The following is a 13,950-nucleotide window of genomic DNA, read 5'->3' as shown; positions in this document are numbered from 1 at the left end:
CCCCTAAACGAAAGCCATCCTTCCAAAAACAAAAAAATCCCCTGCCTCATCCGAAGCAGGGGATTTATATTTATGTTAAATACGTTCGTATTATTTCTCTTGGGTTTGTGCTTCAACCCATTGGCGGGCATTTACAAATGCTTCGATCCATGGGGATACTTCGTCGTTTTTGCGAGAAGCAGGGTAGTGTGCCCAGTTCCATGGGAAGATCGCGCGCTCCAAGTGAGGCATCATTGCCAAGTGGCGACCGTCGTGTGAAGCAACCGCTGCGGTATTGAAGTCTGAACCGTTAGGGTTGGCAGGGTATGACTCGTAAGCATATTTACCAACGATGTTGTACGACTCTTCGGCATAAGGGAAAGAGAATTGACCTTCACCGTGAGCGATCCAAACACCCAAACGTGAACCAGACAAGCTGTTCAACATCACGGCATTGTTTTCAGGGATGGTCATGTTCACGAAGCCAGACTCAAATTTACCTGATTCGTTGTGAAGCATGGCTGTTTTCTCTTCGTGGTCAGGGTTAATTAATCCCAACTCGATCATCAACTGACAACCGTTACACACACCCAACGACAAGGTATCAGGGCGAGCGAAGAAGTTATCCAAAGCTTCTTTGGCTTTCGGGTTGTACAAGAATGCACCAGCCCAACCTTTGGCAGAACCCAAAACGTCTGAGTTAGAGAAACCTCCAACGAAAACAATCAAGTTTACATCTTCCAAAGTCTCACGTCCTGCGATCAAGTCGGTCATGTGAACATCTTTCACATCGAAACCTGCCAAGAACATTGAGTAAGCCATTTCACGGTCACCGTTCACCCCTTTTTCACGGATGATCGCTGCACGAACGCCTGACTTACCTTTGCGGTCTTGCGTCAATCCGTAATCAGCTAACTTACCTGTGAATTCAGTATTGAAAGTGAAACGTAGTGGCGAGTTTTTGTAAGAATCAAAACGCTCAGACGCCAACTCTTCACCTGATTGGTGACGATCCAACAAATAAGAAGTTTTGAACCATACATCACGCAATTCAGGAACAGGGATGAAGAATTTAGTGCCGCCATTGCGAACCGCCAATTCTTTATCTTCTACAGGAATACCGATCAATGTCGCTTTGATACCCGCTTTTTCGAAGAACTCCGTTACGTAAGCTTCATCATTTACCTGAAGCAATACCGCACTGTTTTCTGCGAACAATACTTTGATCAAGTCTTCTTCTTCCAAACCAGTCAAGTCCACATCAGCAGCCAAGTTTTGCTCAGCGAAACACATTTCCAACAAAGCAGTGATCAAACCACCCGCAGAAATATCGTGTCCTGCTTCCACTTTGTCTTCCATGATCAACGTTTGGATGGCGTTGAAAGCTTTCTTGAAGTATTCAGGATCTTTAACGGTAGGAGCAGAATCACCCAATTTGTTTTGCGCTTGCGCGAATGCAGATCCACCCAAGTTCAAAGCGTCAGATGACAAGTCAATATGGAAGATTGGCTTGTCCACTCCTTTTTGCAATACAGGAGAAACAACTTTCTTCACGTCTTCAACTTCACCAGCAGCAGAGATGATCACCGTACCAGGAGCGATAACGGTTTCGTCCTTGTACTTTTGTGTCATCGACATCGAATCTTTACCTGTTGGAATATTGATACCCAAAGCACATGCGAAATCCGAAGCGGCTTTAACGGCATCGTACAAACGAGCGTCTTCCCCTTCGTTTTTACATGGCCACATCCAGTTGGCAGACAAAGAAACACCGTTCATTTGGTGCGTCAATGGTGCCCAAACCAAGTTGGTCAATGATTCCGCAATAGAGTTTACAGAACCTGCTTTTGGATCGATCAAACCTGAAACAGGATCGTGACCGATTGCCGTAGCCACACCGCCTTTACCTTTGTAATCCATGGCCATTACGCCCACGTTGTTCAAAGGCAATTGCAAAGCCCCAGCAGTTTGTTGTTTGGCAACTTTACCAGAAACCGAACGGTCCACTTTGTTGGTCAACCAGTCTTTACAAGCCACTGATTCCAATTGAAGGACATCCACAAGATAATCCAAAAGTTTATCGGAGCTGTATTCAACAGGAGCAAATTTTTCGTTTTTGGCACGGTCTTTCATGATCGTTTTCGGTGGGTTACCGAACATGTCCGCCAAGTCCAAATCGATTGGGTTTTCACCCGTTTGTTTATCTTCAAAAGTGAAACGCATATCGCCCGTAGCCTCACCAACCTCATAGATTGGAGAACGCTCACGCTCACCGATGCGCATCAATTCGTCAATGTCTTCTTTTTTCATCACAAGACCCATGCGTTCCTGCGACTCATTACCAACGATCTCCTTGCCAGAAAGGGTAGGGTCACCCACAGGCAACTTGCGAAGGTCGATTTTTCCACCCACTTCTTCAACCAACTCAGAAAGCGAGTTCAAGTGACCACCAGCACCGTGGTCGTGGATAGAAATGATGGTGTTTTTATCTGACTCCACCAATGCACGGATGGCATTCATGGCACGTTTCTGCATCTCAGGGTTCGAACGCTGAACGGCATTCAACTCAATCGCTGAAGAAAATTCTCCTGTATCCACAGAAGATACAGCGCCACCGCCCATACCGATGCGGTAGTTGTCACCACCCATCACTACGATGCGGTCTCCTTTGGAAACGGCTTTCTTCAAGGCATGCTCGTGCTTGGCAAAACCAACACCTCCCGCCAACATGATTACTTTATCGAAACCTAATTTGCGGTCGTTCTCCTCATGCTCGAAAGTCAGCAACGATCCTGTGATCAATGGCTGACCGAATTTGTTACCGAAATCAGAAGCACCATTAGAGGCTTTGATCAAAATTTCGATAGGCGTTTGGTACAACCATGGACGCGGAGCGATGTTTTTCTCCCAGTTACGTGCTTCTTCCAAACGAGAGTAAGGCGTCATGTAAACCGCCGTTCCTGCCAATGGCAAAGAACCTTGTCCACCTGCCAAACGGTCACGAATCTCACCACCCGCACCTGTTGCCGCGCCATTGAATGGCTCAACAGTGGTTGGGAAGTTGTGCGTCTCTGCCTTAATAGAGATCACCGATTCGATCTCTTTGGTCTCGAAGAAATCAGGTTTGTCTTGTGTTGCAGGAGCGAATTGCTCCATTTTTGGTCCTTTTACAAAAGCCACATTGTCCTTATAAGCAGACACCAAATGGTTTGGGTGCTCATTGGACGTCTTGCGGATCATCTTGAAAAGGGAATCTTCTTTTTCTTCTCCATCAATGATGAAGGTCCCGTTGAAGATTTTGTGACGACAGTGCTCAGAGTTCACCTGTGAGAACCCGAAAACTTCTGAATCGGTCAATTTGCGCCCCAACTTCTCGGTCAGGCCTTCGAGGTACTGAATTTCTTCCGCACTCAAAGCCAATCCTTCAGCTTTGTTGTAAGCGGCAATATCCTCAATATAAACCACCGCTTCTGGGGCTTTGCTGATATTGAATACCTGTTGATCTAATCCATCATATTTGGCTTGCAACATTGGGTCAAAAGTAGCCTCAGCATCTTGCTTCTCGAATTGCTCGATGCGGACGATACCTTCGATCCCCATGTTTTGAGTGATCTCCACGGCGTTGGTACTCCATGGCGTGATCATTTCTTTTCTCGGTCCGATGAACGTCCCTTCAATTGTGGTTTGATCTATAGCTTTCGCATTTCCGAACAACCATTTCAACTTATTGCAGTCTTGCTCATTTAAAGGCTTTTGAGCTTCAACTACAAAAAAATTATTTTGTACGCCTTGATAGAATGTGATCATCCTTATAAGAAAATTTGAACGGTTAAGGGATTTGTTCCTTCAAGCGGCAAAAATAAGGCTTTATTTGATAGAATATGGGCTTTTGCTAATAAAAATACCTGCCGAAGGAAATATTTTTTTCGATAGATGCTTTAAATATGATTTTTAGCATGGAAAAGTAGCTTGTTTGGCCTAAAAATAGGGAATGCAGCGTTTTTTTGGGTGATTTTTTGGGGAGGGTTGGTTTGAAGGGTGCGTTGATTTGAAGAAGGAGGGTGTTTTTCTTTCGGCTTGTTTTTCACCACAGCTGAAGCAATGGCCTATCAATACAAAAACCTGCTGAAGCAGGTTGGTGTGGGTATTTTAGGCCATGATTACCTTGATTTACAGGATTACCACGATTTTATGTTTGATGGATAACGGTTATTCTGTAAAGGCATAATTATTATATCTCATGTGTTGTTAGTTTGCCCTCTTTTTTTACCACCGCTGAAGCAGTGGGCTAACAGCGTGAAACCTTCTGAAGCAGGTTGGTGTGGATTACATAGGGAATTCCTCCTTAAACTTTAAGCTGCTATATTTACATGGGAACTCATTTGAAATGCAAGACCAACCCATTTTAATGGGTTTGACTCTGTTAGGACAAGGTTTCAACCTTGGTTTATTTATCAACCCTGCACGCTATCATCCACCTCAAACCAATCCAAATTACGCTCAGCTTCATTAAAGTGCATTCCGATCAAAATGATTTTTCGATCATCATTTAGATACGGCGCATAGTATTTTTTCTCATGGATTTGCTGAATGGCTTCGCCTTTCTCTTTGCCTTCAGGCTTCGGTGCATTCACCTTGAATTCGACGACATAAATATGCGTTGGTGTTTCCATGACCAAGTCGATTCTGCCGTGGGAGGTGGCTTCTTCGGTGTGGGTTTTCAAGCCTAAAGCCATCAAATAAACATACATCACTGAGGCGTAATAGCCTTCAAATTTATCGATGTTGTTTTGTACATAATTATTGTATGGGATCGCCGAAAACATCGCCTTGATCGCTTTTTCGAAATCCCCTAATCGATGATCATAAATAGCATCAAAGGCTTTATAATTATGGTGCTGATTGCTTTGTCGGAGCCCCGTCAGATCCATCAAAAACAGATTATTCAAAGAAACCTGAATTTCATTGTTGGGAATAGCCATTCGGTAACGATAACCACGCATCGGCACTTTGATGCGCTCAGCAATGGTTAGATATCCCGCTTGCCATAAAAGAGAAACCAAGTTCAGGTTGTTCAAATTAAATTGCTTCAACTCCTCCGATGGCAAAACCATATTACTCAATTGGTAGGGCATCATTTCACCTTTGGAAAAAATCTTAGTGATGAAAGTGGGCTGGCCTGAGTCCCACCAATAATTATCAAAATCCGCCTGTTTTTTCAGGAACAGTAAAATGTCAAATGGATTATAGACCTTATCGCCAAGGTAGTTGTAGCCATTGTACCAAGCCTTGACCTCCTCCATATCGACATCATCAAAATAGTTTCCAAAGCAAGTTTCCAATTCTTTTTGGGTAAAACCACAAATGGATGCGTATTGACTATCAAGGGTAATGTCCTCAAAATTATTTGCCCCACTGAAAAGCCCCACGCCTGTGAATTTGGTTATACCCGTCATGAAGCAGAAGCGAATGTATTGATCTGAGGCTTTGATCGCTGAATAAAAACCACGCAAAACATCCAATGACTTAGCTGCTAACTGGTCATCACTGGACAGGGTGTCCTGCACGGGTTTGTCGTATTCATCGATGAGGATTACAATCTTCTTTCCCGATTTTTGGTGTATTTTTTCAATCAATTCACCAAATTTTGGACCTACACCTTTTAGCTCTAAGTCTTCATATGATAAATTATGCTTTAAGCAGTTTCTCAATAATGAATTAGCAAGTTGATCATTTACAGACTCAAGGTTCTTATAATTGATTCCACTCAAATCAATTCGAATGACAGGATAACTTTGCGACCAATCCCATTTGTCATGAATGTAAAGCCCTTCGAACAGCTCCTGTTTTCCTTCAAAAAGTGACTGAAAGGTCGAACAAAGCATCGATTTTCCGAAACGGCGAGGACGCGAGAGAAAGTAATAGCCTTTGGGTAAAGCAACCATTTGATGGATATGCTGTGTTTTATCAACATAAACATATTCGGCCTCTTTGGTTCGCAGGTCTTCAAATGTCTGTATTCCGATCGGTAATGCTTTTCGTTGGTTCATGGGATTATCCATTTTTGAATTGGTGCTTAAAGATACAGTTTTTTTGGAAAAGGGGACTGAAAAGGACATAAGGTTATTTTGATGAGATTAAATCAAACCCAATTCCTCTTTCTGTACTCCGTCGGGCTCATCTGTTTCCTTCTGACAAACTGCTCATGGAAATAGCTGAGGCTATTGTATCCACAACCGTAGGCAATTTGAGAAATGGCCTCGTCCGTTTCTGTCAGCAGGGTGGAGGCGTGTTTTATTCTGATTTGGTTCAGGTATTCGGAGAAAGTTCTTTTGGTTCGTTTTTTAAAAAATCGACAAAAGGCAGGTGGCGACATCTCCATTTTCTCGCAAATGCTCTGGAGGGTGATCTGTTGGTTGAAATTGACAAAGATCTCCTCTAAAATCTGACTGAACACTTCATGGTTTTGATGAAGCTGCATTTGAGATTCTTCACTGAAAGACAAAAGTGTTCTTTCCTCCACGGCGCTTAATTTGTTCAGGAGTTTGTACAGCTGCATCAGTTTTTCAAATCCATTCGCCGCCAAAAGTTCGTGGATTGCTTGTAGAAATTGCGCTCCCTCGGGGAAATGAATACCTGCATCCGCCATTCTTAGCATATTTTGTATAGCAGAAAATTCCTTTAACCCTCCTTGCGGACAGACCTGTGGTTTGAATTGTATCACAATCGATTCGCTGAATAAGCCTGTATCCTCCACCCATTGCAGGTCAGTTTCCCAATAATGCGAAAGATCGGGGCCGAGCAACACCAAATCTCCTGCCTTGAATGTCGTCTTGTGATCCCCCACATAGCGAATGCCTTCTCCCTGTATAATATAGGTTAATTCATATTCGGGGTGAAAATGCCTTGGCATATCGAAGGCGGGCATTTTAAAATGCTGCACAAAAAAAGACTGATCATCGGTTGGTAATATTCTTTCCCTGATGGCTTTCATGTTTGGTTAATATAGTAGATGCTAATGTTAATATACTGAAAAATGGTCTAAATCACATTCACGATATTGAATAATATTCAATATCAAACAAAACCCAAAACGATGGAAACTACATTAACCGCTGACCTGTCGAAAACCCACCAATTGGTTGGTGAACTTTTTAAATGGCCGACTTCTGCTGAAGAATGGGAAACTTATAAATTATCTCAGGAGCAGATCGATCAATTTCATGAATTGGGCTATGTCGCCAATATTCAGCTTTTAACGGCGGAGCAGCTTGATTTTTTAGGCAGTGAGCTCGCTGAAATCATGGATCCTAATCATCCGCAGCACCATTTGTTTTATGAATTTTGGAGCAATGAATCGGGGGACCCCGACAAGGTGTTGTTTCATGCACTTGGTGCATGGCGCATCACTCAGGGATTTCATGATATTCTGTGGAACCCGTCCTTTGTGATGAAAGCCGCTCAGTTACTTGGTGGAGGCGTTCGCTTTTGGCACGATCAGCTTTTCTGCAAGCCTGCGAAGCATGGAGGTGTTGTGGCTTGGCATCAGGATTATTCCTATTGGACCCGTACCTCGCCCATGCAACATCTGACTTGTTGGGTGGGTATCGATGATGCCACGCCAGAAAATGGCTGTTTGCAATATGTTGAGCGCAGCCACGAATGGGGGCTGATTCCCAAGCCAGACCTTGCAGGGGAAATGAATGGCTTGTTTGAATTCTTGACCGAGGAGCAAAAGGCGGACTTCAAGCCTGTGCATATTCCGCTGAAACGGGGATTCTGTTCCTTCCACCATCCGTTGTTGGTGCATGGGTCGGAGGCCAATGATTCTGAAATGTCGAGAAGGGCTTTTGTGCTGAATGTATTTAAGGATGGCACCCTGTCGGAGACTGATGAAGTCCTGCTAAAAGGCGTTCCTGTGATACAGAAAGGTGCAAAGATGGAAGGTCAGTTTTTCCCTTTACTGACGGATGATCTTGTTTTGGAGGCTTTGGGGGAATAATTTTTGAATTTGGGGGCCTAAGCCGTCTTTATATCATTTAAAATAAATATTAGTTAGTCAAATCTTCTGCTTAGGCTATTGCACAGCTCGAGTTTATCCTTCTTATGAAAGATTATTTTGTTTGCTGTGTGGATGCACCTAAGTACTCGGTCAGAAATAACTTGTATAAAGTGACCGGTGATCTGTGCCTGGTGACTGGTAATATTTTGTATTCCAGCCACCGATCACAAGCCACCAGCCACCTTTTCTTGGATATATACTTAGATTATTTAAAATTTAGGGCATTCGGAATTCTACAAGATAAATGTGATCAGGTACTTATGTGTGTATCCTATATTTTTAATAAAAAGGGCAGATACATTGGTCAGCCCGTACAGCGCCCAAATTAAATTTCGTGGTGCAACATCAATTCTAATAGTCTCGGGAGAGAACTCAAACCTTCAATGAATATTCATCTCCCTAAAATCGCAAACACCTCGCCATGAGGTATGCCCTTACATTTAACTTTACCGAATCCTTCTTATTAGGAGAACATAATCAACATCAACATGAAAATCAAGATTTTTTGCCCCCTTTGGGGACAGGAGCATTTACCCTTTGAGGAATTTTGTCAGAAGGTAAAAGCTGCAGGATATGATGGGGTGGAAATGCCTTTTCATAACTATCCCAGTCAGGCGGATCAGCAGGGGGTGGTTGAAACTTTGCAACAATATGGATTAGGGCTGATTGCTCAGCATTGGGAAACCGCAGAGATTGATTTCGAAGCCCACAAAAAAACGTATGCAGAACACCTCAAAAAGCTTTTGGCACTGAACCCAATCATGATTAATACCCATACGGGTAAGGACTATTATTCTTTTGATAGGAATAGCGCCTTGATTGAGATGGCCAATGAAATGGGGGCGGAAAAGGGCATCAGGATTTTGCACGAAACCCACCGTGGGCGCTTTAGTTTTTCGGCGCAACAGACCATGCAGTATTTACAGGCCTTGCCTGATTTAAGGATCACGACCGACTTTTCGCATTGGTGTTGTGTGTCGGAATCTTTGCTTGAGGGGCAAGAGGAAGCCCTGCGCTTGGCCATTGATCGTGCCGATTACATTCATTGTCGTGTGGGGCATGGGGAAGGTCCACAAATTACCGACCCAAGATCGGAGGAGTGGCGATGGGAATTGGAAGCACATTTGGGCTGGTGGGACCGTATCATTGCCCGTCACCGCAAAGAAGGGCAGCAAGTGCTTTACATGACACCTGAATTTGGTCCGCATCCTTATATGACGAGCAGTCCATTTGGTGGTGCGCCTCTGGCCGATCAGTGGGAGGTGAACTACTTTATGCAAGATTTACTGAGAAAGCGTTATGCCGAAGCCGCAATGACGGACAGTGAAAAGATTGAAAATTATTCATAGGATTTCGTTTTGGCTTTCTTTTTGCACCTTTGAGATTAAAGGAGATTTTTAACCTTTTTTTATCGGTGGTTTCCATCAAATGGAATACTTTTGTCGGTGAAAAAATTTAAGGATCACTTAAATTAAATATCAATCATCAAATTCTATGAAGGTGGAGCAAAGAAGAGCTTTGGCATTATATTCAGGTGGGCTTGACTCGCTGTTGGCAATGAAATTGGTAAAAGACCAAGGAGTGGAGGTTATCGCATTAAATTTTGTTTCCCATTTTTTTGGGGGAGAAAATGAAAACGCGCAGCGTTTGTGTGATCAGATTGGAGTAAAACTCGAGTATGTTGATTTCAAAAAAGAGCATATGGAAGTGGTAAAAGACCCTGCCAATGGTCGAGGGAAAAACATGAACCCCTGTTTGGATTGTCATGCTTTAATGATGAGCTACACTGCCGATTATTTGATGAAAAGATATGAGGCTGATTTTCTGATTTCTGGAGAGGTGCTGAACCAGCGTCCGATGTCGCAAAGAAAAGATGCGCTTGAACGTGTTCAGGAATTATCTAAAATGGATGATTTGATCGTTCGCCCGATGTCAGCAAAATTATTGCCGCATACCAAGCCGATTCGCGAGGGCTGGCTGGATATCGAACAGTTGGAAAACATTTCTGGTCGCAGTCGCCACCGTCAAATGGAGATGGCCAAAGCTTGGGGGATTGAAAACTATCCTAAACCTGCGGGTGGTTGCCGCCTGACGGAGCCGAATTATTCAAGACGCCTGAAGCAGTTGGAAGCAGATGGCATGTTGCACCATGAGCATTCGGATTTGTTTGAATTGATCAGACACAGCCGTTTTTTACGCCTTGATGAGAAAAAATATATCTTCATGGCCAGAAATCAGCAGGAAGAAGAAGCCGTGGAATCTTATGCCGATATGGCAACCTTTATGGTAGAGGGTACTTCGGAAACCCCTGGTCCAGCAATTTTGGCTTATGGTGAAATGACGGAAGAGGATTTGGAGATCGCCAAACAATTGTACTCAAGATACTCTAAAGCCAAAGGAAAAGTGGAGGCTACGATGGTGATCAATAAAGAAAAAGTTGTTTACCCTGCATTTGATGTAGAGGAGCTGACTACAAAAATGAAAGCTTATACGATGGACTAATTTCAGTCTTCAAAAAATAACACACAAAAAAACTCGGTCAATAAGCCGAGTTTTTTTTATGGGCTCCAATTAACGAAGCCTTGAAATTCATGTTTAAGTCAGGCGATTATGGCAATAAGACCATATCAATCACATGTGCTACGCCGTTAGAGGCCATTACGTCAGGAATAACCACTGTTGAGCTACCATTAATCACCACGCCATTATCCAGATTAACAGAGATGGTATTTCCGTCGAGCATGGTATAATTGGTGGCTTGTAAGTCAGAGGAAAGAATTTTCGCACCTGCTACATGGTAAGTTAGAACGGCCTTCAGAGTGGCTTCATCAATATCATCCAAGGAATTCCAGTCAGGATTTGAATCCAACAGCGCCTGAAAAGCATCATTTGTAGGCGCAAAGACCGTAAGCTGCGCAGATTCATCACTTAAAGCAGTTACAAGGTCAGGGTATTTGGATACCGCCGCTACCAAGGTGCTCAAATCTGGCGTTGCAATTGCCGTTTCTACCAAATTCATTTTAGGGATCAGTACCGCATCTATTGCGTGAACAACCCCATTACTTGCCTCCACATCTGGAATGATAACGTTGGCATCGTCAATCATTACGCCATTCGAAAGATCTACGGTAACAAATTTACCATTGAGGGTTTCAACACGTCCATCACTCAAATCAGTAGAAAACACGCTGCCTTCAACAATATGATAAGTCAGAACGGCCTTCAAAGTGGCTTCATCAATATCATCCAAAGAATTCCAGTCTGGGTTCGAATCCAATAGCGCCTGAAAGGCATCGTTGGTCGGTGCAAAAACGGTCAGATCGCTGTCAGGGCTTGAAATCGCCGCTGTAAGGTCGTCGAATTTCGATACCGCTGCAACAAGCGTAGAGAAGTTTTCATTCCCCGTAGCGATTTCCGCTATGGTCATTGCTGGTTCGTCATCTTCTTCAGGGATTGTCAATACCATATCGATTTTATGCATCACACCGTTGGTCGCTTCAATGTCACCTTTGGTAATCATGATGCTGTCATTAAGCATTACCACCAAACCATCGTTTTTAGTTACGGTAATGGATTCTCCCTGAGCAGTCAGGTAACTGTCCCCTGTTTTCAGGTCAGCGAGCATTTTGGTAGTAGTAAGTACATGGTACTGAAGGGTCGCTTTTACCTGATCTTCTGTAACGTCAGGGTTTGCTTCAAGAAATTTGGTAAAGGCGTCGTTGGTAGGAGCAAAAAGGGTAAGGGTCTGATCATCATCGTCGAGCAGGTCAGCAATATCACTGAATTGGGATGCCTGATCGAGCAGGGTGGAAAGATCAGCGTCTTTTTTGATTTCATCGAGAATGGAATCGGTAACCTGAGGCGGGGTCGGATTATCGTCATCATCATCCTTACAGGAAGTGAACACAGTGACTGCCATTAAAAGAAGCAGTAACGGAAAGGTTAACTTAGAAAGTTTCATAATGCGTTGGAATTTTAGTTGGTGAGTATAATTAGTTCAGGTATTCCAACACCTTGTTTCTTTTTTCGGATAAGAATGTGGCTAATTTTTTTTTCTTAAAATAAAATATGTCGGCCTAAAGACATTTACTTTACGCGTAAAACTGTTGAGTTTTTAGGAAGGGGAAATTGAGATCAGGGGGTCATTTTCTGAGAGGAAATCCCCACAGTTGGCTTCAATGCCTTTCACAACGCCATCAATAGGGGTTTTAATGAGGAGTTCTTTTTTTATTTTCGTCCAATATTGTTCTTCCGCCTGAAATTCTTTGAGTCTTTGCTTGAGTTGTCTTTCTTCCATATTGAATCGAACCCTGATGTCAAGCATTTCATTTTCTATGGCATCTCGGATTTTGAGATCAAAAGAACTGTTGAGCTTTTTGGGTTGCAGCATGGTGAGCAGTGTTTGCTTTTCGGTGCGTAGCTGTATCAGCTTGACCTGAGTTTGATGAATACTTTCGCGTGCCATCCACAGGTTTTTTTCCACCGTAGGGCTTTCAAGTAATAAGACCTGATCTCCCTTGTTAATTGCAGCACCACCTGCAACGAATATTTTTTTGATGCGCACATTGTATTTGTCCACCTTAAGGGTTACCGAATGATGCGGCAGTTCCTCGGAGGGCAAAGCGTAAAAGCTCAGTGCGATAATGAATAAAAGAAGTGCGGTAACGCTATAGATCGTTTTCTTAGGCATATTTTACATTCGGTATTTATTAATGAATAAACCGCATGTAATAAAAGTAACCTTTGTGTCTCGCTTTAGGGATGAACAGGGAGGAGGATAAGATGAATGCAAGCTTAATTTGTTTAAGACACCAAGCGGCCTTCAAGAAAACCCTCCTTTATTTATGATCAGGATGATGCTATTCCTGTGGAGTCATGGCCTTTTCGGTGAGGTGCAAACCAGACCTGATGTGGAGGTCGCGCTGTGGGAAAGGAATTTCAATGTTATTGGCTTTAAACTCCCTGAAAATATTGTAATAAATTTCACTTTTGAGAATGTCGAATTTGTGGAGGTAAGATTCTGTCCAAACATCAAGGGAAAAGTCCAGGGAGCTGTCGCCAAAATTGACAAACAAGACCTGTGGCGCAGGGTTTTTCATGATGCCCTTGTGTTCATCAACCACGCTTAAAAGAATTTCCCTGACCTTTTCAGGATCTTCATTATAAGAGACGCCCACGGGAAAACGAAGGCGGATTCTGAAGTTGTTGTGCGACCAGTTGGTTACGGCCTGGTTGGTCAGGTAGGAGTTCGGCAGGATGATCGAAATGTTGTCGTTGGTAATGACTGAAGTCGCTCTTGCACCGATTTGTGTAATGATTCCGTTCACATCATCCACCTCAATACGGTCGCCGACTTTTACAGGGCGCTCAAACATGATGAGCAGTCCAGAGATGAAGTTCTCGGTCAGGTTTTGCAAACCAATACCAATTCCGACCCCCAGGGAACCAAAAATTACATAGAGGGAAGAAAGGTTGATGCCAATGGAATTGATGACGATCATGAAACCGAAAATCAGGATCAGGTAGCGTACCACATTCCCGATGGTGTGCCGATAGGGATGTATGGCGGGCGAGTTTTTGAACAGGCGGTGAATGAGCAGGTTTCTGATGCCTCGGGCAAGGAAAATGACCAAAAGGGTGGCCAGAAAAAAGTGCAGTAAATCTCCGAGGGTAATGATGTAGCCCGCGTCGGTACTCCAGATTCGGGTACTGAAAACGGTATTGAAGGATTGCCTGATGTAGTCGGTCAGTTCGGTTAAGGTGTTGTCGAGCATGGTTGATAGTTTGTGCTTTTACTAAGGGGGTGTTTAAAATGGCCGTTTAGGGTGGGTTGACAGTTTTTAAACACGCCCTAAAGTACACAGAAGATTTAATAAGTGGAATATGGGCACAAAAAAAACAACCCCAAA

9 protein-coding genes are annotated in these 13,950 nt (G+C 43.4%); 3 read left to right on the top strand and 6 right to left on the bottom strand.

Features of this window, described 5'->3' with window-relative positions:
- Window positions 1–90: 90 nt before the first annotated feature.
- From purL to AABK40_RS07380, 3 genes are all read right to left on the bottom strand, one after another.
- Window positions 91–3,786, bottom strand: coding sequence for a phosphoribosylformylglycinamidine synthase (purL, locus tag AABK40_RS07390; RefSeq protein ID WP_338396618.1), 3,696 nt, complete (start codon window positions 3,784–3,786; stop codon window positions 91–93).
- 647 nt (window positions 3,787–4,433) lie between these two features.
- A complete protein-coding gene (locus tag AABK40_RS07385; RefSeq protein ID WP_338396617.1) occupies window positions 4,434–6,029 on the bottom strand; it encodes an ATP-binding protein in 1,596 nt (531 codons plus the stop codon).
- 92 nt (window positions 6,030–6,121) lie between these two features.
- On the bottom strand, window positions 6,122–6,973 hold the full coding sequence (locus AABK40_RS07380) for an AraC family transcriptional regulator (RefSeq protein WP_338396616.1): 852 nt from the start codon (window positions 6,971–6,973) through the stop codon (window positions 6,122–6,124).
- A 102-nt stretch (window positions 6,974–7,075) separates the two neighbouring features.
- Between AABK40_RS07380 and AABK40_RS07375 the strand changes: the two genes are divergently transcribed.
- The 3 genes from AABK40_RS07375 to AABK40_RS07365 all read left to right on the top strand — a co-directional run bounded on the left by AABK40_RS07375 (window position 7,076) and on the right by AABK40_RS07365 (window position 10,543).
- Window positions 7,076–7,981 (top strand): phytanoyl-CoA dioxygenase family protein, encoded by a 906-nt coding sequence (locus tag AABK40_RS07375; RefSeq protein ID WP_338396615.1) that lies wholly within the window; start codon window positions 7,076–7,078, stop codon window positions 7,979–7,981.
- 548 nt (window positions 7,982–8,529) lie between these two features.
- Complete coding sequence (locus AABK40_RS07370; RefSeq protein ID WP_338396614.1) at window positions 8,530–9,390, top strand: sugar phosphate isomerase/epimerase family protein; 861 nt, start codon at window positions 8,530–8,532, stop codon at window positions 9,388–9,390.
- Between the two features lie 151 nt (window positions 9,391–9,541).
- Window positions 9,542–10,543 carry a 7-cyano-7-deazaguanine synthase gene (locus AABK40_RS07365; RefSeq protein WP_332922548.1) on the top strand — a complete coding sequence of 334 codons (1,002 nt, stop codon included), beginning with the start codon at window positions 9,542–9,544 and terminating at the stop codon, window positions 10,541–10,543.
- A 106-nt stretch (window positions 10,544–10,649) separates the two neighbouring features.
- Here the strand turns inward: AABK40_RS07365 and AABK40_RS07360 are convergent, their stop codons facing one another.
- From AABK40_RS07360 to AABK40_RS07350, 3 genes are all read right to left on the bottom strand, one after another.
- The gene (locus tag AABK40_RS07360; RefSeq protein ID WP_338396613.1) at window positions 10,650–12,002 is read right to left on the bottom strand and encodes a fasciclin domain-containing protein; all 1,353 of its coding nucleotides are present in this window, start codon (window positions 12,000–12,002) and stop codon (window positions 10,650–10,652) included.
- A 153-nt stretch (window positions 12,003–12,155) separates the two neighbouring features.
- On the bottom strand, window positions 12,156–12,731 hold the full coding sequence (locus AABK40_RS07355) for an efflux RND transporter periplasmic adaptor subunit (RefSeq protein ID WP_338396612.1): 576 nt from the start codon (window positions 12,729–12,731) through the stop codon (window positions 12,156–12,158).
- Window positions 12,732–12,900: 169 nt separating this feature from the next.
- Complete coding sequence (locus tag AABK40_RS07350) at window positions 12,901–13,815, bottom strand: mechanosensitive ion channel family protein (protein ID WP_332922551.1); 915 nt, start codon at window positions 13,813–13,815, stop codon at window positions 12,901–12,903.
- Between the last annotated feature and the right edge of the window lie 135 nt (window positions 13,816–13,950).

The organism is Persicobacter psychrovividus (assembly GCF_036492425.1).
Classification (GTDB): Bacteria; Bacteroidota; Bacteroidia; order Cytophagales; family Cyclobacteriaceae; genus Persicobacter; species Persicobacter psychrovividus.
This window is presented reverse-complemented; position numbering and strand designations above follow the sequence as displayed.

Coding starts and splice junctions, on each gene's coding strand:
- purL (WP_338396618.1), bottom strand. CDS start 3,786: ATGATCACATTCTATCAAGGCGTACAAAATAATTTTTTTGTAGTTGAA.
- AABK40_RS07385 (WP_338396617.1), bottom strand. CDS start 6,029: ATGAACCAACGAAAAGCATTACCGATCGGAATACAGACATTTGAAGAC.
- AABK40_RS07380 (WP_338396616.1), bottom strand. CDS start 6,973: ATGAAAGCCATCAGGGAAAGAATATTACCAACCGATGATCAGTCTTTT.
- AABK40_RS07375 (WP_338396615.1), top strand. CDS start 7,076: ATGGAAACTACATTAACCGCTGACCTGTCGAAAACCCACCAATTGGTT.
- AABK40_RS07370 (WP_338396614.1), top strand. CDS start 8,530: ATGAAAATCAAGATTTTTTGCCCCCTTTGGGGACAGGAGCATTTACCC.
- AABK40_RS07360 (WP_338396613.1), bottom strand. CDS start 12,002: ATGAAACTTTCTAAGTTAACCTTTCCGTTACTGCTTCTTTTAATGGCA.
- AABK40_RS07355 (WP_338396612.1), bottom strand. CDS start 12,731: ATGCCTAAGAAAACGATCTATAGCGTTACCGCACTTCTTTTATTCATT.
- AABK40_RS07350 (WP_332922551.1), bottom strand. CDS start 13,815: ATGCTCGACAACACCTTAACCGAACTGACCGACTACATCAGGCAATCC.